Source organism: Streptomyces sp. DH12 (genome assembly GCF_020873895.1).
Classification (GTDB): Bacteria; Actinomycetota; Actinomycetes; order Streptomycetales; family Streptomycetaceae; genus Streptomyces.
Map to the genome: position 1 here is coordinate 1 of NZ_JAHWGT010000672.1, position 524 is coordinate 524.

General features: G+C 71.2%; 1 protein-coding gene. It reads right to left on the bottom strand.

All coding sequences use genetic code 11. From position 1 onward, the window contains the following. Nucleotides 1-54: 54 nt before the first annotated feature. The coding region (locus LPA54_RS36405) for a DUF4234 domain-containing protein (protein WP_228984794.1) at nt 55-524 on the bottom strand (470 nt) is incomplete at its 5' end.

Consider the following 524-nt stretch of genomic DNA (forward strand, 5'->3'; position numbering starts at 1 on the left):
GGCCCACGGCGTCCGGGAGGGGCGGATGCCGTGGGCCGTGAGGAGAGGGCGGGGTCAGGCCGCCAGGGGGACCTGGGTGCCCGGGGTCGCGCCCGGGTCGGCCTCGACGACGCGGTTGAGTTCGCGCTGAAAGTACCAGACGTTGAGGCCGAAGACGAAGGCCAGCCAGGTGCTCGCGGCGGGGCTGCACGTCACCGGGAGACCGGCCGCGCGCTGCGCGTCGGCGATGGCCTTGCCGGTGTTGTGGAACGAGACGAGCGGGGCGATCAGGGTCCAGCTCAGGAAGAGCAGCACCAGCAGGCTGCCCGCGGGGCTGAGGTTCTGACGGCGGTCGTACTCGTTCAGCTCCTTGTGGATCTTGTAGTACCAGACCAGCTGGTAGATGCCGAGCGTGATGATCGGAAGACCCAGCCACACGGCGACGGGGCCGCGACGCTTCATGGCCAGTCCGGACAGGGGCGCCACGGCGCTCGGACCGGGCTCGGTGGTGGGCTGCGTGTCGGCCATGGCGGCGCTCCAGGTGC